The organism is Nonomuraea sp. NPDC049784 (assembly GCF_040659615.1).
Taxonomy (GTDB): domain Bacteria; phylum Actinomycetota; class Actinomycetes; order Streptosporangiales; family Streptosporangiaceae; genus Nonomuraea.
In genome coordinates, this window is sequence record NZ_JBFAMX010001071.1 from 1 (window position 1) to 2,040 (window position 2,040).

3 protein-coding genes are annotated in these 2,040 nt (G+C 72.8%); all 3 read right to left on the reverse strand.

Translation table 11 applies throughout. The annotated features are described in order from the left end of the window. Positions 1-4: 4 nt before the first annotated feature. Entirely contained in the window at positions 5-283 is a 279-nt protein-coding gene (locus tag AB0J09_RS63305; protein ID WP_360713963.1) for a hypothetical protein, read from the reverse strand. After that, positions 280-1,335, reverse strand: a complete 1,056-nt coding sequence (locus AB0J09_RS63310; RefSeq protein WP_360713965.1) for a mandelate racemase/muconate lactonizing enzyme family protein — start codon at positions 1,333-1,335, stop codon at positions 280-282. Before AB0J09_RS63310 ends, AB0J09_RS63305 begins: the two co-directional genes overlap by 4 nt. Then, a partial coding sequence (locus AB0J09_RS63315; protein WP_360713967.1) for a 5-dehydro-4-deoxyglucarate dehydratase occupies positions 1,332-2,040 on the reverse strand: 709 nt, incomplete at its 5' end. The genes AB0J09_RS63310 and AB0J09_RS63315, both read right to left, overlap by 4 nt.

Genomic DNA, 2,040 nt, shown 5'->3' on the forward strand with positions numbered 1-2,040 from the left:
TCGGCTACCGCGTCATCCTCGAACCAGCCGCCTGACCACCACGCCGATCAACAACCCAGACGGCGTGCGTGTGGATCGGCGTGCAGATGATCGTGATCTCCGCGCCGGTCTTCGCGATGAGCTCGCCCAGGTCCGGCGACTGCAGCGGCGAGGCGAAGTCCACCTCGGCGGGCCGCACGTCGCAGATCCCGGCCAGCTCGATCAGCCCCTGGTCCGTCAGCCTGCGCAGGTTGCCCAGATGGTGCCGTCCGTGCCCGTGCGCGCCGGCGAGTACGACCTTCACCGCGACCACCTCAACCCCAGTCCCGCGTGCTCGCCCGCCCGCAGCACCCCATCGGAAATCTGCACCGGGTACGGTTCCTCCAGCAGCCCGAGCGTCGCGAACGACGCGTCCTCCACGTCCTCCGCCATGACCGGCAGCGGCAGGGCCAGCGCGAGCTGTCCCGAGATCTCGCTCAGCAGGTGCGGATAGACCGGCACGTCGTACGTCCTGGCCAGCTCCACGATCCGCAGGAACGGCGTGATCCCCCCGACCCGCACCACGTTCGGCTGGACGACGTCGCACGCGCCCGCGGCCAGCAGGTCGCGGAACCCGTACGTGGTGTAGACGTTCTCCCCGACCGCCACCGGCACGTCGATGGAGCGCCGCAGCTCCACGTGGGCGGCCACGTCGTCGGCAGGCAGCGGCTCCTCGATCCAGTGCAGCCCGAACTCCCGCAACGCGGAAATGGCCCGCCTGGCCCGGTGCAGGTCCCACCTCTGGTTCGCGTCGATCATCAGCAGCCGGTCGGGCCCGATCACCTCGCGAACGGCGGCCACCCGGGCCACGTCCTCCGCCAGGTCGGGCCGGCCCACCTTGATCTTGACGCCCCGGTACCCGGCCGCGACCCAGCGCCGGGCCTGCTCCACCAGCTCCTCCAGCGGGTAGTGCAGGTTGACGCCGCTGCCGTAGACGGGCACCTCGTCGCGCCGCCGCCCCAGCACGTCGGCCAGGCCGCTGTCGCCGCAGCGCAGGTCCCACAGCGCCAGGTCGATCCCGGCCAGCGCGATCGTGGTGATCCCGCCGGGCCCCGCCTCGCGCAGGTGCCGCCACAGCCGGTCCCACACCACCTCAGGGTGCGCGGGCAGCCCGATCAGCGCCTCGCGCAGGTCGTGGTCGAGGAGAGCCTTCACGGCGTGCGCCCCGATCTGCGGCGTCCACGAGAACCCGGTCCCGGTCCGCCCGTCCTTCAGCGTGACCTCGCACACGACCACGTGGTTGGCGGGCACGTCCGCGCCCCACGGCCGGGGAAGGGGGACGGTGCGCAGCGAGGTGCGTAGGTCGGCGATCGTCATGACGCCGCCAGCTCCAGCCCCGTCTTGATCAGCGCCTCCAGCTCTTGCAGGTGCTCCTCGGTCGGCTCGACCAGCGGCGGGCGGACGGCGCCCACGTCCAGGCCGCGCAGCCGTACCCCGGCCTTGACCAGGGCGACCGGGTAGCCGGGGACCTTGCCGCGCAGCCGTACGAGCGGGGCGTAGAACCCGGTGAGCAGCCGCTCGTCACCGTTCAGATAGGCCAGCGCGATCTCCGGCGCGAACGCGAAGACCGCGCTCGAGTACAGCTCCACGCCGATGCCCCGGTAGGCGGGCATGGTCAGCTCGGCCGTCGGCAGCCCGTTGAAGAACAGGAAGTCCGGGTACGCCTCCCGCACCGCCAGCACGATCCGCTGCATCCTGTCGATGTCGCCCACGCCGTCCTTGAGCCCGATCACCCCGGGGATCCCGGCGAGTTCGACCACGGCCTCCGGCTCCAGCACCACCGAACCCCGCTGGTAGACGATCACCGGCAGCTCCGCGGCCACCGCCGCCACGTAGGCGGCGAAGCCGTGCCCGGGCCCCTGCGCGAGGTACGGCGGCATGAGCAGCAGCCCGTCGGCACCCGCCTCACGCGCGGCCCGCGCCTGGTTCAGCGCCGAGCCGAGCGGGCCGCCCGCGCCCGCCAACACCGGCACCCGCCCATCCACGACCTCGGCCGCCACCCGCACCGCCCGCGCGTGCTCC

Bases quoted from the DNA above. Each gene is read 5' to 3' on its own strand.
- AB0J09_RS63310 (WP_360713965.1), bottom strand. From the start codon at position 1,335: ATGACGATCGCCGACCTACGCACCTCGCTGCGCACCGTCCCCCTTCCC.